Origin of the sequence: Roseisolibacter sp. H3M3-2 (assembly GCF_029211165.1) — a bacterium.
In the GTDB taxonomy this organism is placed as follows: Bacteria; Gemmatimonadota; Gemmatimonadetes; order Gemmatimonadales; family Gemmatimonadaceae; genus Roseisolibacter.
The window spans coordinates 1-888 of sequence record NZ_JARGEK010000716.1; the positions used below are offsets into that span (position 1 = coordinate 1).

An 888-nucleotide genomic window follows, 5' to 3' on the forward strand; every position below is an offset into this window, starting at 1 on the left:
ACTCCTTGGCTCACAGAACGACATGGCTACGATCCGACTTGCGCGCGACGCGCTGGCGGCGGCGCGGTGCGACGGCGAGGCGGCGCTGCGCGACGCGGCGGTGGCGTGGCTGCGCGGGTGCGCGGACGACGCCCCGTCGTGGGCGCCCCCCGCCTCCCCCCCCACCGGCGCCGCGCAGGTCGCCGACCACGACGCGCCGCCGCTCCCGGCGGGGCACCGCGTCGGCGCGTGGCGGCTGCTGCGCCCGATCGGGCGCGGCGGGATGGGCGTCGTGCACCTCGCCGAGCGCGCCGACGCCGAGCTGCCGATGCGGGCCGCGCTCAAGTTCATGCACGGCGCCGTGGCGCTCGACGCGGTGGGCGCGCGCCGCTTCCGCGACGAGCGGCGCATCCTGGCGCAGCTCGACCACCCGGCGATCGCGCGGCTGCTCGACGGCGGCGTGGACGGCGGCGTGCCGTGGTTCGCGATGGAGTACGTCGCCGGCGCGCCGATCGACGCCTGGTGCGACGCCCGCGCGCTCCCCGTCGACGCGCGCCTGCGGCTGTTCCGATCGGTGTGCGACGCGGTGCAGCACGCGCACGCGCGGCTCGTGGTGCACCGCGACCTCAAGCCGGGGAACGTCCTGGTCTCGGACGACGGCGCGCCCAAGCTGCTCGACTTCGGGATCGCGAAGCTGCTCGACGCCGACGCGGCGCCCGACGACCTGCGCACGCGCCCGGGCGCCGACCCGATGACGCCGGCCTACGCGGCCCCGGAGCAGCGGCGCGGCGCGCCCCCCTCCACGGCGGTCGACGTGTACGCGCTCGGCGTGCTGCTGCACGTGCTCCTCACCGGGCGCCTGGCCGGCGAGCCGCGCGCCGACGCGGCCGCCGAGGCGGCGCGCGCGGA

At 78.9% G+C, this 888-nt stretch carries 1 protein-coding gene; it reads left to right on the top strand.

The window, feature by feature from the left end; all coding sequences use genetic code 11:
* Positions 1-22: 22 nt before the first annotated feature.
* On the top strand, positions 23-888 hold an 866-nt coding region (locus PYV61_RS25940), incomplete at its 3' end, for a serine/threonine-protein kinase (RefSeq protein ID WP_275836782.1).